Here is a 16,286-nt window from a genome sequence, read left to right on the forward strand (position 1 = left end):
CGGGCTTTCTCCACATCATGTTGGAGAAGGGCCGGTTTTTTTACGAAAAAATGTTCTTTATTAAGAACGAAAATGATGATATAGTATACATGGTTATATTTTACAAATGATTCGGCTCTAAGAACGAGGAGGAAAGTACGACGATGAAACGGGTCCCTTACGGAAACATGGACACCATTCCTTATATGCTCAGCAGCCGGGCTGCCGCCTATCCAAGTGAAATCGCCTATCATTATCCGGAGTTCGGGCAGCGGTATTGCTGGTCCCGCTTGTGGGATGAAGTTCGGATGCTGGCCAAAGGCTTTTTGCAACTGGGTATTAAGGAGGGCGACCGGGTCGCTCTGCTGATGCAGGGAAGAATGGAGCTCATTCTTGCGATGTATGCGGCCGCTTGTATCGGAGCGGTGTCCGTGCCGCTGAACGCCTACTCCAAGAAGGAGGAGCTGCAGACTCTGTTGAAGGATTCCGGGCCGGCCGCCATGATCCTCGGGAAAGAAGGACATCGCCAGCATTATCCTGAGATGATGCGCGAAGTGATTCTCGATTGCCGCAGAAGCGGGGAAGACAGCTCGTGGCTGCCGAAGCATGTATTTGTCCTGGAAGACGGCGAGCAGTCTTTCTTCCGGCCTTTTGCCGAATTATATGCTTTGGCTGCGGATCGGGACGACCGTGAAGCCTTCCTGCCGGCATGCATGGAGATTAGCGCTCAAGACCCGTTCATTTTGCTGTACACTTCCGGCACGCTGGGCACACCCAAAGGAGTGCTTCGTTCCACCGCATCCTTTCTGGTAGTACCCGGCGAAAAAAGCGGCGGGAGGCACGGCTCTTCATGGGTGCAGTCCGCGACCGACCGGCTGGCCCGGTATTTTCCAATGTTGAATCTGCTGCCTCTCTACCATTTGGGCGGGATCGTCGCTATTTTTGCCAATCTGAAAACCTGTAATTTGCCGATCCTTATGCTAAGCCATTTCCATCCTATTCAGGCGCTGTCGGTGCTATCGCAAGAAAAATGCCGCATTGTCATGGGAACGCCGTTCATGATCCAACAGATGCTGGCTTCGCCCGAACGCGGCAATTATCGGCTGGATTCGCTGCTGGGCGTCGTGTTTACCTCGGCGGCCGTAACTGCATCCGTATTGCAAAAGGTGACGCGGGAGATGAATTTGCTGTTCTTCATGGTCAGCTACGGCTCCTCCGAAGCGGGGGCGGTTGCGAACGGGGCCTGCTTTATGGACGGCAGGAACAACCTGCTTACGCTTACGCTGTTTAAGCTTTTGCAGCGCACCCGATTTTTGAGCGGGCTTATCCCTTATAGGGAATTTGCGGCCAATGCGTTCAGCCTGGCGGGCAAGGTGGATCGTGGAGTCGAAGTGAAGATCGTTCATCCGGAAACCGGCGAGACTATGGCTGTGAACGAGCAGGGAGAGATTGCCATTCGGAGCCACCGCGTGATGCGCTATGTTCGGGAGAATAAGGACCGAGCGTGTTATACGCCGGACGGATGGTATAAATCGGGCGATCTCGGCTTCCTGGACGAACGCCGGCAGCTCACCATTACCGGCCGGCTGCACCGGCTGATCTCGCGGGGCGGGGAGAAAATATCCCCCGTCGAAATCGAGCATGCGCTGCTGCTGCATCGGGATGTAGAGGATGCGCTTGTGCTCGGCATACCGGACGAGCTCTACGGGGAGCAGGTGTGCGCCTGCATCGTCGCTAAGCAAGGAACACGACCCAGCCCCGACGACTTAAGAGATCATCTCGCGCCGCAGTTATCGGCGTTCAAGCTGCCCCGCTATTACGTCTTTCTGCCGAGCTTTCCGTTGTCTTCCACAGGCAAAGTGTCCATCGCCGAGATCAAGCTGCTGGCGTTAGAGCATATCGGAGGCATGAAGAAACATGCGTAACTATTATCCGGGCATTACGGTATACAAGCTCGCCGGGGCCGTCATCGTGCTGCTCGCCCACGCCATGCTGCTTAAATATTTCGCTCGCGTGCCGAATCAGCAGCTGCAGTTCGTCTTGCTTCAGCTTCGTGTGGTCGTTCCGTGCTTTTATGTAATAGCGGGCTTCTTGGCGTATAAGGGGTGGACCCGCGCAGCCGATTCACGCGCTTACGTCCGCAAATATGCGGCTCGCATCGGTTTGCTGTATGGGGCCTTCTGTCTGCTGTTCCTCGCCGAGTTCGTCGTTCCCGCGCTGATCAGCGGCGGGATCTCGCCCGTCAACCTGCTTCTGCAGTGCAAGATCATAGCGGTGATGCTGGTGATCAACGGCCCGTCCGTCCAGCTATGGTTCATCCCGCCGCTGTTGTTCGGAGTGATCGTCTCCTATTGGTGTTACGAGCGGAACGCTCTTCGTCCGGCGCTTGCGGCGGCTTTGGCCGGATTCGCGGCGGTTCAGGCGGTGTCGGGATCGCTCAGAACGATATGGGCCGGTACTGGGGAACCGTTCTCATGGCTTAGCCCCGCTTACGGCGAGCTGCTGAGCCAGCTGGCTACCCGCTATATCGGCTTCGGCTTACCTTTCGTGCTGCTCGGCGTGCTGATTGCGAAGCATGAAGAAGCATGGACTCGGCGCAGCCTTCGTCCGTTATGGGTCGCGGCATTGCTCGCAACGGCACTGGAAACCGTATGGCTGCTGCTGTTCGCCGGTTGGAGTGACGAATACAAACTGTCCTTCAGCCTTCTGCCCAACACCCTCCTGCTCTTCTGCGGAGTGCTTAGGATGAAGGGCGAAGCGGTACGAATATATCATCGGCCGATGAATCTGTTCAGTCTGGTTGTCTTTTTCGGTCATATTTTGCTAATGAGGATTAACGGTCTTCTGCTTCACTGGGAGCCAGGAGGTATGGACGTTTTTGAGGATTTCAGCATGATGATGCTTACGTTGGTTGAATGTGCCGCGATTACGTCATTGCTTCTGCTGTATGAAAAAAAGCCGGCTTCGGGAATGCGCAAAGATGCGGTGTCGTGAGTTGTCGAAAAGGATGTAACAAGTGCTTGCGATAGAGGCGGGAAATAAGTGAAAAACGCTGCAGAATGAACAAGTTCTGCAGCGTTTTTTTTGTGTTTTTGGGCATTCGACAATGTCTTGAAAAATAAAAAAACGAAGAAAAGGATTTTTCGTCGAATTGTGGAATATATGACTAAAGTACTACATTAAGAGTCGGGTATTGAGGGGGAATTGGGAGATATTTACCATGAAAATCATTCCAAGTGGAGGGCGGCTCCAGCCAATCGTTTTTTATTGGGATATAGGATATTTCATGGTCATATCAAGTAAATTAGACCCTTTCGCAGTTTTTGACAGCTCTATGATCTTGGAAAATGTTTGTGTTTGATTTTGAACTTGGGAGGATACTCAGTGAGGCTACATAAGTTTTTATTGCTTTTTCTTGGGATTCTGGGGCTGCTGTCATTTCATTTTACTTCTACTGTTATGGCCGAGATTGATTATAGCGGAAGTAAAGAAGGATCATTTGAGGTTAAAGATCTTAAAGTTTTAGAATCAAAAACGCTTACCGAGGTACCGATCGGCGTGAAAGATTTGGAAATTAATATGGTCGGGACTAATGATATTGATATCCGTATTCTTGATATGGACGTAGTAGTAGATTCCGATGCTACTGAGGATGTGGAAAAGTACCGGCTGATCGTGGCGCATGACGACCAAGGGAAAAATCTTGGATATCACGATAAGAGTCTGGAGGAACAAATTCCTGATAGTTCTAGTACTGGTAGCGATGGCACGGGCTATTCTAAAGAATATAAAGGAATGGCAATTGAATACAGCGGATATGATGGATCGAATGAAACAATAAAGATCGGCTCGAATGGTACCAAAAATATTACAACAGCTCATTTGAAAATAGTAGCCACCGCTTTTACTGCCGGGGAAGGAAAAGTAACTTATAATTTTTTGGATTATACTCCGCCTGCCAGCGGGAATTCTATGGAAGATGCTATTCCCATTACAAAGGCGTTAACTACGATTTCGCTTGATCCCAATACAAAGAAATATTACAAATTCACACCTCAGTTGAGCGATCTCATTCGTATTTATGGAGTGGTTGCGGACGGACAGGGGCGCGATAGCGATATATCTTACTCCTTTGAAGACGATAACATCCAGATGGGTAGCGATACATCTAATGGAGTATTAGATATAGATTTAAGTATCCTAGATTATGTGTTCGAGCCTGGAAAAGATTATTATTTGACGTTTACTAATAATACGTCCGATGCTCAAACACTTACATTGAATTTGGAAACGTACCAGCTTACGGCAGATGACAGCGCGATTGACGCGAACGGAATGAGTAGTTCTACCGTACACGCGAAGGTAACGGGATTCGACGGAAAGCCGGTTGTCGGGAAACAATTCAGATTGGAAGCTTATGGCGGAGACTCGGTTATTACGCCTGAATCGGGAACGACCGATAGCAGCGGTCAGATCGATTTTCACGTAACCGATTCGACGTTCGAAGAAGTGACATATTCGCTTAAAGATTCGGACGATAGTTTATACTTGGGCTCGCCGGTAAGCGTAGTCTTTAATCAACGCCCGACGGCAGTGACCGAGCCTGCAAGCGCAATTGCTTCCACGAGCGCCGTCTTGAACGGGAATGTAGACGATCAAGGAGCGGAGACAACCGTCAGCTTCGATTATGGAACAACCATGAGCTATGGCAGCACTGCGGCTGCAACAACAGGCGGTACTGTAGCTGCCGGAGCAGGAGGGACTCCGGTCGCGGTCACGTTACAAGGATTGATGCCGGAGACGACCTATCATTATCGGGTCATTGCAACCAATAGTTCAGGAACCAGGCAGGGAACTGATCAGACATTTACGACCGGCGCTGCGGTGACGATGTATGCAGTTACCTATGCAGCCGGAGATCACGGCACAATTAGCAGTACGAGCGAATCGGTGGCTCAAGGGGAACATCCCGCAGGAGTGCCTGCCGTAACACCAGCCGATGGGTATAGTTTCGCAGGGTGGAGCAGTGATGGAGGAGCTACATTGTTGAGCGGCTCCGATGTAGCAGCCACTACTGTGAATGGCGATATTACTTATACAGCGCGCTATACGCCGATCAGCTATACAGTAAGCTTCAATACGGGCGGCGGTTCCGAGGTAACGGCACAGCAGGTCAATTACAACGGCCATGCGACCGAGCCGGTAGCAGCTCCAACGAAGGAAGGCTACACGTTCGGCGGCTGGTATACGGATGATGCGTATGGAACGGCGTTTGATTTCGCTAACACAGCGATTAAAGGCAGCACCACGGTCTATGCAAAATGGACCATCAACAGTTATACCGTAAGCTTCAACACTGCCGGCGGTTCCGAGGTAACGGCACGACAGGTTAACTACAACGGCCATGCAAGCGAGCCGGCGACAGCTCCGACGAAGGAAGGCTACGCGTTCGGAGGCTGGTATACGGACGATGCATATGGAACGGCGTTTGATTTCACCAATACGGCGATCAAGGGTAACACTACAGTTTATGCAAAATGGATCATCAACGGCTATACAGTAAGCTTTAACACAGATGGCGGTACGGAAGTACCCGCACAGCAGGTCAACTACAACGGCCATGCGACTCAGCCGGTGACTGCACCGACGAAGGAAGGCTACACGTTCGGAGGCTGGTATACGGACGATGCGTATGGAACGGCGTTTGATTTTGCCAATACGGCGATCAAGGGTAACACTACAGTTTATGCAAAATGGATCATCAACGGCTATACAGTAAGCTTTAACACAGATGGCGGTACGGAAGTACCCGCACAGCAGGTCAACTACAACGGCCATGCGACTCAGCCGGCGACAGCTCCTACAAAAGAAGGGTACACCTTCGGCGGTTGGTACACGGACGATGCGTATGGAACGGCGTTTGATTTTGCCAACACAGCGATTAAAGGCAGTACCACGGTCTATGCAAAATGGATCATCAACGGCTATACAGTAAGCTTTAACACAGATGGCGGTACGGAAGTACCCGCACAGCAGGTCAACTACAACGGCCATGCGACTCAGCCGGCGACAGCTCCTACAAAAGAAGGGTACACGTTCGGCGGCTGGTATACGGACGCTGCGTATGGAACGGCATTTGATTTCGCCAACATGGCGATTAAAGGCAATACCACGGTCTATGCAAAATGGAGCATCAACCAGTATACGGTAAGCTTCAATACGGCCGGTGGTTCCGAGGTAACCGCACAGCAGATCAACTACAATGGCCATGTGACCGAGCCGGCGACAGCTCCTACAAAAGAAGGCTACACGTTCGGCGGCTGGTATACGGATGATGCGTATGGAACGGCATTTGATTTCGCCAATACGGCGATTACGGGAACTACCACGGTCTATGCAAAATGGGATATCAATGGCTATACCGTAAGCTTTAACACGGGTGGCGGTTCCGAGGTAACGGCACAGCAGGTCAACTACAACGGCCATGCAAGCGAGCCGGTGACAGCTCCAACGAAGGAAGGCTACGCGTTTAGCGGCTGGTATACGGACGATGCGTATGGAACGGCGTTTGATTTCACTAACACAGCCATTAAAAACAACACCACGGTTTATGCAAAATGGACCATCAACGGCTATACAGTAAGCTTTAACACAGATGGCGGTACGAAAGTAACGGCACAGCAGGTCAATTACAACGGCCATGCAAGCGAGCCGGTGACTGCACCGACGAAGGAAGGCTACACGTTCGGCGGCTGGTATACGGACGATGCGTATGGAACGGCATTTGATTTTGCCAACACAGCGATCAAGGGTAACACTACAGTTTATGCAAAGTGGACGATCAACAACTATGCAGTCAGCTTTAACACCGGAGGCGGTACGGAAGTACCCGCACAGCAGGTCAACTACAACGGCCATGCAAGCGAGCCGGTGACAGCTCCAACGAAGGAAGGCTACGCGTTTAGCGGCTGGTATACGGACGATGCGTATGGAACGGCATTTGATTTTGCCAACACAGCGATTAAAGGCAATACCACGGTCTATGCAAAATGGACCATCAACAGTTATACCGTAAGCTTTAACACGGCAGGCGGTACGGAAGTACCCGCACAGCAGGTCAACTACAACGGTCATGCAAGCGAGCCGGCGACAGCTCCGACGAAAGCGGGCTATATGTTTGCCGGATGGTATACGGACAGCAACTCTAATGAGCCGTTCCATTTTACGGAGCAGGCAATTACAAGCAACTTGACGCTCTCGGCCAAATGGATCATGAATGTGCCGGGCGTACCTGTCATCCAGTCGGCGGCAGCCGGGGACGCGCAGGTTACGGTGACTTGGACTCAAGTGCCGGGCGCATCGGGCTACAAAATTTATCAGAGCACAGCCGCGGGAAGCTACGCAAATCCGTTAACGACGGTGAGCGGCGCAGTGTACAGCTATACGTCGTCAGGATTGAAAAACGGAACACCGTATTACTATGTAGTGAAAGCTATCAATGAAGGCGGAGACAGTGCGCCGTCCAACGAGATCACGGCAACACCGCAGGTGCTGTCTCCAGGAGCTCCGGAGATCGTTGCAGCTCAACCGGGGAATAAGCAAGTCCGCCTGAACTGGAAGCCGGTAGCGGGAGCGGTAGGCTACACGGTTTACTCCGGCACCGCTTCGGGCAAGTATGGCAAAGAAGCGGCGACTGTGAGCGGTTCGGTGTACAGCTACGAGGTGACTGGGCTAACCAATGGCACAACGTATTACTTTGTCGTGAAGGCAACCAATCCGGGAGGTGAGAGTCCGGTATCCAATGAAGTGAGCGCAACGCCGAAATCGGTACCGTCGGCTCCGACATCGGTCACTGCGGTTGCGGGCAAAGGACAGGCCGTCATTACGTTCACTCCTTCGGATGATGACGGAGGCAGCCCGATTACGGGCTACGAGGTCGCAGCCTCTCCGGGCAACATAACGGTCAGCGGGACCGCAAGCCCGATTACCGTCACCGGCTTGACCAATGGCATCGCCTATACGTTTACGGTGAAGGCGGTAAACGGCGTGGGAGCGGGCACCGCTTCGGAACCGTCCAACGCGGTGACTCCTTTTATTCCTTCCAAAGGAGGCGGGGGCGGTACATCTGCTCCTTCGACGGGATCGAACACATCGGGAGCATCAACGGGAGTCGACGTGCTTGTTAACGGTAAGGCGGAGAACGCCGGAACGGCAACGACGGCAACGGTAAACAATCAGTCCGTGACGACAATCGCCGTTGATCCGAAGAAGCTGGAAGAGAAGCTTGCGGCCGAAGGGCAGCATGCGGTTATCACGATTCCGATGACGGCGAAGTCGGATGTGGTCGTCGGAGAATTGAACGGGCAAATGGTGAAGAACATGGAGAGCAGCCAAGCCGTTGTCGAACTGAAGACGGACAGCGCCACATACACCTTGCCTGCGCAGCAAATCAATATTGATGCGATTTCCGAACAGATCGGCAAGAGCGTACCGCTCGAAGCGATTCGGATTCAAATCGAGATCGCCAAGCCGGAAGCGTCGATGGCGCAGGTCGTAGAGAATGCCGCGGCCAAAGGCGAGTTCACGATCGTGGCTCCGGCGGTACAGTTTACGGTCAAAGGCACATACGGAGATAAGACGATTGAGGTGTCCAAATTCAACGCTTACGTGGAAAGAACGATCGTCATTCCGGACGGCGTCGATCCGAAGAAAATTACGACCGCGGTCGTCGTCGACCCGGATGGAACGGTACGTCACGTGCCGACACGCATCGTTGTTGAAGACGGACGATATGTCGCCAAAATCAACAGCTTGACGAACAGCACTTACTCGGTAGTCTGGCATCCGCTGGAGTTCAAGGACGTCGCCCAGCATTGGGCGAAGGATTCGGTGAACGATATGGGCTCGCGGATGGTCATTAACGGAGTGAGCGATGACCGCTTCAATCCGGATCAAGAGATTACGCGGGCGGAATTCGCCGCGATTATGGTTCGAGCTCTGGGCTTGAAGCCGGAAGCGGGGGCGGCGCCGTTTACAGATGTGCATAACTCCGATTGGTACGCGGGAGCGATCCAAACGGCGTATGCATACCAATTGATCGGCGGCTTTGAGGACGGGACCTTCCGTCCGACGGACAGCATCACACGGGAACAAGCGATGACGATCATGTCCAAAGCGATGACGATCACGGAGCTGAAGCAGAAGCTTGGTTCCGGTGCGGCAGCGCTGAACACGTTCGAGGACGCGGATACGGTATCCGGCTGGGCGGCGAAAGCAATTAGCGATTGCTTGCAGGCAGGTCTGGTTACAGGCCGAGGCGATCATCGTCTGGAGCCTCAGGCATCGATTTCGCGGGCCGAGGTTGCGGCGATCGTACAACGGCTGCTGCAAAAATCCGGTCTGATCTGATCGCAAAGAGAATGATTGCTTGAACGGAATAAATAATGGAGAGTTGCCGCATTTGCTGCGGCAGCTCTTTTTTCTTAAAGAAAGCACGCCGATTGTATGCGGCCTGCGGCTCCGACAAGGAGTTTTGCCTGTCTGGTGGAGGAGGGCTCGTATATTGTGGAATGGATAAACCCGTGAAACGGCCGAGTCCACGGGCCGAGGCGAACGTTAGCGATTCTACAGCCTGTTCCCGCAGGCTTCGTCTTCGTTTGCGCCGCGCGTCAGGCGGCCACTTAAAAGCAGGACAACATGCTATTTTCTCTTTTACAGTTGCGATAATGAAAATCATTATCATATAATACATAAGTATTCACTGTATGCAGAGGAGAGATAACATGTTGAAATTAACTGCACGCCGGTTCGCTGCGGCCTTGCTGGTTGTTGTGCTGATGTTCCTATCCGCATGCGGAGGCGGCAGCAGCGCGGGGCCGTCCGCAGGATCGGAGGCGACGCCCGTCCCGGACAAGGAAGCGGCTACCCGCAGCTTCGATACGGTCAAGGGCAAGGTGCAAATTCCCGTCAAGCCCAAACGGATCGTGACGGACTATTACGGCGGCGAGCTGCTTGCGGTAGGAGCCAATGTGGTCGGAGTGGAGCCGACGACGTTCGATAATCCGTTTCTGAAGGACAAGCTGAAGGGGGCTGCCGATGTCGGCACACAGGTCAATCCGGAAAAAACGCTGGAGCTGGCCCCGGATTTGATCGTCGTGATGTACGATACCAATTACGAGGCGTTGTCCAAGATCGCCCCGACCTTATACCTGCCGTTCGGAACGGCCAAAAACATCGAAGAGACCGTGAAGCTGTTCGGAGATATTGCAGGCGAGAAAGAAAAAGCGGAGAAGTTTATGGCCGATTTCAACCAAAAGGCCGCTCAAGGCCGCGAGAAGCTGAAGGGCGTAATCGACGAGAACGCGACCTTCGGATTGTACGAGCTGACGAATAAAGGCGATCTGTGGATTTTCGGAGATAATGCCGGACGCGGCGGGCAAGCCGTGTACAATGCGCTGAAGCTGAAAATGCCTTCGAAGACAAGCGGCAGCGCGGAACAGACGGTGCAGCTTTCGATGGAAGTGCTGCCGGATTACGCCGCGGACTACATGTTCCTGACTTCTTACGATCCGGAGAATAAAGGCGAGGCGCTGAAGCAACTGCAGGACTCTTCCGTATGGAAGGGGCTCAAAGCTTACAAAAACAATACGATATTTTACAACGACTTCAACACGTTCTACCGGTACGATCCGATTGCGGTGATGGCGCAGATCGACCTGGTTGTCGATATGCTGACGAAGCGGAGCGAAGAGAACAAGAAGAAATAGCCTTTTTCCCGCGCGGCAGCCGGGAGTTCGAAGGGGCACCCGTTTTTCTCAAGAGGCGGGTGCTTTTTGCCGTATAGGAAGGTTTCAATTTTCGCTGAATACGCCTGCCCGGACGTCTTTGAAAAGACTTCGATAGGCAGTTTTCTCGCTTAAATCGGGACGAGGCCAGGGACTGAACGGGGCTTCATCGGATAGCGCCCAATTTCATGATTGCAACTAGGGCAACGTCTTGGTATAATAATTGTAAAAATTACGAATAAAGAAGGTCGATATTCATGGCTAAAAAATCGAAAGTCATCAAAGAACAGAAGAGGCAAGCCACCGTTGCCCGCTATGCGGAGCTCAGGAAGCAGCTTAGGGATAATAAAGATTATGCGGGCCTGAGCAAGCTGCCCAGAGACGCCTCGCCGACAAGACTTCATCACCGCTGTGAGGTAACGGGAAGACCACACGGTTATCTTCGCAAGTTCAAAGTTTCGCGTATCGTATTTCGTGAATTGGCTTATAAAGGTCAGATCCCGGGAGTCAAAAAGGCAAGCTGGTAAAAGGATGTACGTGTTCTTGAGGTGAAGTTGGGATGGATCGTTTTACGATTCGAAGGCTCGAAAACATTTTGGACGGATATATTGCATTGAAGGTGCCCCGAGATGTCCGATCTTCTGTCCGCTTGACATACCAATGGGATGAAAATCGGTTGACCTTGCGGGAGGAACGCCCGGATGATCGCGGCCGAAAGTGGCTGGGCGCGGCTATCGTGCAATTTCGTCTTGAGCAAAGCATGTGGCATGTATATGCCAAAGACGGGGATAACGCTTGGCATATCGCAGCATCGATTGCGCCTCATTCCGATTTCGAGCTGCAGCTGGAACAGGTTGAGCTCGATCGGGAGGGGATTTTCTGGATTTCGTAGCCGCATCGAACGGGGGGAGGCCGTTTCATGCCGCTGTGAGGATTGGAGTGAGGGCCCGACGATAACGTCGGGCTTTCGTATTGCGGAATTTACTCGAAGGAGCTTGCATTCATGAGCAAAAAGAACACTAACAGCCGTCTCCCCCGATCCAAGGGGATCGACATGGGTACTTTTTACGAGACCAAAGATTGTGCGAAAAAAGTAAAACGGATCGTCCTGCCGCCGGCCCATCGGCAAATCATCGAAGAATTTATTACGATTTTTGGCATGAAGGATACATTCGAGCAATACGACGTGCCGATTCCCAACAAGATGATTTTATTTGGCCCGCCCGGCACCGGGAAAACGCTGAGCGCGTTCTATATCGCGACGAGGCTGGAGCTTCCTTTGATTCTGGTCCGGCTGGACGCGATTATTCATAGTCATTTGGGGGAAACCGGCAGCAATATACGAAAAATATTCGATTACGCCAAAGGATCGCCGTGCGTACTGTTCCTGGATGAATTCGACGCCATCGCCAGAACGCGCGAGACCACCCCCAAATCGTTCGCGAGGGTTAAACCGCAATCGCCGCAAGGAGCAATGAATCGATTTTTGCCGATAAACTAAGATCTCATAAGGGTACGGAGGATACTGAGAATAAAGCGTAATAATTACGTTATAAGACGGACGCCGGTTATGTTGATTACCATAATAAAGGATGGATGCACGGATGACGAAAGCAGCGGGTGTCGTTGGAAAGAAGGGATCATTATTGAAATCCTATGATTGTCTGATTGTGGGGGGAGGCGCCGCGGGGATCGGGATGGGATGCGCGCTGCAAGAGCTGGGCGTCGAACGATTCGGCATACTCGAGAGGGGGGAGGTCGGAGCTTCCTTCCTTATGTGGCCGCAGGAAATGCGCATGATTACACCGTCCTTTACGAGCAATGCCTACGGGATGATGGATCTTAACGCGATCGCCCTGAAAACGTCCCCTGCGTATACGCTCGGCACGGAACATCCTTCCGGCGAAGATTATGCGCACTATTTGCAGGCCGTGGCGGAGTATAAAAAGCTGCCGATACACGCCGGCGTGGATGTCACCTCGGTTCAGCCGCTGCCGGAAGGCGGATTTGAGCTGCAAACATCGCATGGATCGATGCGCAGCCGATTCGTGATCTGGGCGGCCGGGGAGTTTCAGTATCCGCGGCTGGACGGATTTCCCGGAGCGGAATACGCTCTCCATAACAGCTTGATCGGCCAATGGCGGGAGGTGGAAGGCGAGGACATCGTCGTCATCGGCGGCTACGAGAGCGGCGCCGACGCGGCGATTCATTTGAGCCGGCTGGGCAAAAAGGTGACGCTGATCGACCGGAGCGGCCGTTGGACGGAAAAAGGCAGCAGCGACCCGAGCGTCGAGCTATCGCCGTACACGAAGGACCGCTTAAAGGAGACCGGGGACGGGACAATCGAGCTCATGTCCGGCTATGAAGTGCATTGGATTGAGCCGGCCGATGGCGGGGGATTCCTGATTTACTGCGAGGACGCTTCCGGCGCCAGCCGGTTCGTGAAGACGAGTCATCAGCCGATATTGGCTACAGGGTTCAAAGGGAGCCTGGAGATGATTCGGCATCTGTTCGAACAAGATGAAGGCGATGTGACGATATTGAACGAATACGACGAATCGACGAAGACGCCGGGATTATTCGTATCCGGACCGAGCGTTACGCACGGCAGCCTGCTGTTTTGCTTCATCTACAAATTCCGGCAGCGCTTCGGCGTGGTGGCGGAAGCGATCGGGCAGCGGCTCGGGCTGGACACGCAACCATTGGAGGAATACCGTAAGCAGGGCATGATGCTGACCGATCTGAGCTGCTGCGGGGAGGATTGCACATGCTGACTAAAGCGCGGGAGCATCCGCATACGGCGGTGCTGATCGGGTTCGAATCCTCCGGCAAATCGGCGCTGTTTCGCGGGCTTACCGGGGAAGGACACGGGGGAGGAGTCGAACTTTCGCGGTTCGACGATCCGGTCGCGCCGAGGGCATCTGACCGCCGAGCTGGATCTTGCCGATCTTCCCGGCCTTCGGGTCCAGGATGACAGCAGGACAACGCAGGAGGCCCTCGGGCCGTCACCGATGCGGATATCGTCGTTCTTGTCGTGCGCGCTACGCATGCCGCTGTGGAGCTGCCGCTGCTGCTGGAGGCCGTGAAGGCGGAGGGCAAACGGGCGGTGCTCGTCCTGACGTTTGCGGATAAAATGTCCGCCGATCTGACGGAGGTAGCGCGGTATTACGGCGATTGGCTGGGCATTCCCGTCCGCATGGCGGATGCGCGCCGGCTGACGGAGGCGGGCAGAACGGAGCTGCTCATGTCGCTGGCGCTGGCCAAGCCGATTCGCCCTAAGGCGAAGGCATTGCTGAAGGCGGACTTTCCCGCTCTACGCCCTCAATCCACCTGGTTCGAGCATCCCGTGTGGGGACGGCCCTTGTCGCTGGCGATGACGCTCTTGCTCTTCGCCGCACCGGTGCTGCTGGCCTATGTGCTGTCGGCATGGCTGCAGCCGATAGCGGATCGGAGCATTATCGATCCGATCCGGTCCTGGCTTGAAGGCGTTCCTCCGCTGCTGCGGCCCTTCTTCGTCGGCGATTACGGCATCGTCACGCTCGGCTTGTACTCCTTCCTGTGGGCGTTCCCCGTCGTGCTGCTGCTTGGCGTCAGCGTAGCGCTGGCAGAGGAGAGCGGGATCAAGGATCGGATCACCGACTCGTTGGACGGCTGGATGCGCCGGATTGGGCTAAGCGGCCGCGATCTGATTCCCGTCTTGTCCGGCTTCGGCTGCAACGTCGTGGCGGTATTCCAAAGCCGCCTGCAGCGCCTGCACCCGCAAATCCTGCGTATCGCTGATTGCGTTCGGTTCCGCCTGCAGCTACCAGATCGGCGCTTCCTTATCGGTGTTCGGATCGGCCGGCCACCCATGGCTGTTTGTGCCGTATGTAGCCGTCGTCGGTTTGGTCGGGGCGCTGCATACGCGGTTATGGCATCGCGCATCGGGCCGGCTGGCTACTCCGGCGTACGAGACCAGAACCTTTCTGCAAAGGCCGGGAATACGCGCCGTAAGCTGGCGGGTGCGCACCGTGATTAAGCAGTTTATGTTTCAGGCTATGCCGATCTTTATCGCCATTTGCTTGATCGCCGCCATCCTGCAGCTGACTGGACTGCTGGAATGGCTGTCGAAAGCCGCAGGACCCGTGCTGCAATGGTTTCATTTACCGGCGGAGGCGGCAAGCGGCGTCATCTTTTCCATGTTACGCAAGGACGGATTGCTCGTTTTGAATTACGGCGAAGGGGGATTGCTGCAGTCGCTGGACGCGGGGCAGGTTTTCGTCCTGGTGTACCTGGCTTCGACGCTGACCGCCTGCCTGGTGACGCTGCGGACCGTGGGCAAGGAATTCGGCTGGTCATTTGCCGCCTCATTGGCCGGCAAACAAGCGCTGACGTCTCTCGTTTCCACAGGAATCATCCTGTTGGCGGTGGGCAGGTAACGCAATCCCGCCATCCGGCCTGGGGAACGACGGTTCATCGTCACGCTCATAACAATAGAAGCAAAGGAAATGATACCATTGAAAACGGCTTATGTTATAGCAAGTGCCGGGCTTATGCTGCTTATGTTGGGAGGCTGCGGGCCAAGCGAGCCGTCCTCCGTTTCGTCGGCGCCAACGCCGCCGGTTGCCGCTGTAACGGACCAAGCGGAGCAGGCTGCGAATACGGCAAGCGCCATCGATTGGACCGAGCCGTCCGGCGGTCCTTATCCGGCTTTGGCCAAGGGCGAAACCATCTGGCTCGACGTCTCGATCGGCGATCAAAAGGTCTATGTCAAGGATGGGGATAAGGTATTATACTCGATGGTGATGTCTTCCGGTCTGGACACATCGCCGGACAATACTTCGCCTCAAGGAACCTATTACATCGAACCGGAAAGAGGCGATTGGTTCTACAGCAAGAAAGCGAAGGAAGGCGCCATGTACTGGGTTTCCTGGAAAAACCACGGCGAGTTTCTGTTTCACAGCGTCCCGATGGACGAAGAGCGGCATGTCATTGTCGATGAAGCCGACAAGCTGGGTCAGAAAGCGTCGCACGGATGTTTCCGGCTCTCCATCCCGGATGCGAAATGGATTTACGATCATGTGCCGAAGCAGACGAAGGTTGTCGTTCACTCGTAAGAAGGTCAACATGAACAGACAAGAAAACGATCTGCGACAGGGCCGTTTTTTTCTTGGCTATCTTTCTCCGGCATCCCCATTTCTTATTCTCCGCTTCGCTATCCATTATGCATATCCTGCGAAAATAAACCTTACTTGACCGGTTATTCTCGTCGATTGCCGTTGTCGAGATGGGCATCCGCTTCGAGAGCGGATTCCAAGATTGGCGAGCAAATGATCGCGCGGTTGAAACGAGTCGTGAGCGGGAAAGGGCGGAGAACTGACTTTTACGAACACAAAAAGTTATTAAGAACATCGATATTTAAATGGCCGCCCCAAATGATCTGGTTGTTACGCTAACAAGATACGCTAGTGCAACTTCCGGCGTCTTTTTGCGTCTAAATTTGGCAGCGCGTTTATTTCATTATTTTTACAAATAAGGGGTATT

At 53.7% G+C, this 16,286-nt stretch carries 12 protein-coding genes; all 12 read left to right on the top strand.

The genetic code is table 11. From position 1 onward, the window contains the following. The first annotated feature begins 143 nt into the window (after nucleotides 1-143). The 12 genes from SK3146_RS24020 (at nucleotide 144) to SK3146_RS24075 (ending at nucleotide 15,859) form a co-directional block, all read left to right on the top strand. A complete protein-coding gene (locus SK3146_RS24020; protein ID WP_249861138.1) occupies nucleotides 144-1,904 on the top strand; it encodes a class I adenylate-forming enzyme family protein in 1,761 nt (586 codons plus the stop codon). Next, nucleotides 1,897-2,973 carry an acyltransferase family protein gene (locus SK3146_RS24025; RefSeq protein WP_249861139.1) on the top strand — a complete coding sequence of 359 codons (1,077 nt, stop codon included), beginning with the start codon at nucleotides 1,897-1,899 and terminating at the stop codon, nucleotides 2,971-2,973. The genes SK3146_RS24020 and SK3146_RS24025 overlap by 8 nt, the downstream gene beginning before the upstream one ends. Nucleotides 2,974-4,314: 1,341 nt before the next feature. Beyond that, nucleotides 4,315-9,387, top strand: coding sequence for an InlB B-repeat-containing protein (locus SK3146_RS24030; RefSeq protein WP_249861140.1), 5,073 nt, complete (start codon nucleotides 4,315-4,317; stop codon nucleotides 9,385-9,387). A gap of 374 nt (nucleotides 9,388-9,761) precedes the next feature. Next, nucleotides 9,762-10,745 (top strand): ABC transporter substrate-binding protein, encoded by a 984-nt coding sequence (locus SK3146_RS24035; RefSeq protein WP_249861141.1) that lies wholly within the window; start codon nucleotides 9,762-9,764, stop codon nucleotides 10,743-10,745. A 275-nt stretch (nucleotides 10,746-11,020) separates the two neighbouring features. Continuing rightward, a complete protein-coding gene (gene rpsN / locus SK3146_RS24040) occupies nucleotides 11,021-11,290 on the top strand; it encodes a 30S ribosomal protein S14 (protein WP_249861142.1) in 270 nt (89 codons plus the stop codon). Between the two features lie 32 nt (nucleotides 11,291-11,322). Next, on the top strand, nucleotides 11,323-11,655 hold the full coding sequence (locus tag SK3146_RS24045; RefSeq protein ID WP_249861143.1) for a DUF3024 domain-containing protein: 333 nt from the start codon (nucleotides 11,323-11,325) through the stop codon (nucleotides 11,653-11,655). Between the two features lie 111 nt (nucleotides 11,656-11,766). Continuing rightward, nucleotides 11,767-12,264, top strand: a complete 498-nt coding sequence (locus SK3146_RS24050; RefSeq protein WP_434006818.1) for an ATP-binding protein — start codon at nucleotides 11,767-11,769, stop codon at nucleotides 12,262-12,264. Nucleotides 12,265-12,367: 103 nt separating this feature from the next. After that, entirely contained in the window at nucleotides 12,368-13,537 is a 1,170-nt protein-coding gene (locus tag SK3146_RS24055) for an NAD(P)/FAD-dependent oxidoreductase (RefSeq protein WP_249861144.1), read from the top strand. Continuing rightward, complete coding sequence (locus SK3146_RS24060) at nucleotides 13,531-13,737, top strand: hypothetical protein (protein ID WP_249861145.1); 207 nt, start codon at nucleotides 13,531-13,533, stop codon at nucleotides 13,735-13,737. Before SK3146_RS24055 ends, SK3146_RS24060 begins: the two co-directional genes overlap by 7 nt. 60 nt (nucleotides 13,738-13,797) lie before the next feature. Continuing rightward, the gene (locus SK3146_RS24065) at nucleotides 13,798-14,781 is read left to right on the top strand and encodes a nucleoside recognition domain-containing protein (RefSeq protein WP_249861146.1); all 984 of its coding nucleotides are present in this window, start codon (nucleotides 13,798-13,800) and stop codon (nucleotides 14,779-14,781) included. Beyond that, nucleotides 14,774-15,181, top strand: coding sequence for a nucleoside recognition domain-containing protein (locus SK3146_RS24070; RefSeq protein WP_249861147.1), 408 nt, complete (start codon nucleotides 14,774-14,776; stop codon nucleotides 15,179-15,181). The genes SK3146_RS24065 and SK3146_RS24070 overlap by 8 nt, the downstream gene beginning before the upstream one ends. 78 nt (nucleotides 15,182-15,259) lie before the next feature. Next, nucleotides 15,260-15,859, top strand: a complete 600-nt coding sequence (locus SK3146_RS24075; RefSeq protein WP_434006911.1) for a L,D-transpeptidase — start codon at nucleotides 15,260-15,262, stop codon at nucleotides 15,857-15,859. Nucleotides 15,860-16,286: the final 427 nt, after the last annotated feature.

Origin of the sequence: Paenibacillus konkukensis, from assembly GCF_023523925.1 — a bacterium.
In the GTDB taxonomy this organism is placed as follows: Bacteria; Bacillota; Bacilli; order Paenibacillales; family NBRC-103111; genus Paenibacillus_S; species Paenibacillus_S doosanensis.